Annotated in this window: 1 protein-coding gene; it reads right to left on the minus strand. The window is 62.0% G+C overall.

The genetic code is table 11. The annotated features are described in order from the left end of the window. Nucleotides 1-263 (minus strand): DUF4116 domain-containing protein (locus E1297_RS51040; protein WP_368669409.1); only part of this gene is annotated, 263 nt, incomplete at its 3' end. Nucleotides 264-266 lie beyond the last annotated feature (3 nt).

Here is a 266-nt window from a genome sequence, read left to right on the forward strand (position 1 = left end):
CGGAGACGCTCCGGCACATATTTCAACGCCCACCAAGTTTGCCTCACTGCCTCGCGGCAGATCTCAGGTGTCCGGAGGTTTCCCGGCACATATTCCAACGCCCATCCGTTCCGCCGCACCGCCTCAAGGCAAATCTCCCGCGTCTGGAGGACTTCCGGCACCCATAACAACGCCCTTCCGTCTTGCCTGACTGCCTCTAGACACACTTCCTCTGTCCGGAGGGACCGCGGCACATCTTCCAACGCCCTGCCGTCTTGCCTCACCGC

The sequence above is a fragment of the Roseibium sp. RKSG952 genome (assembly GCF_009711355.1).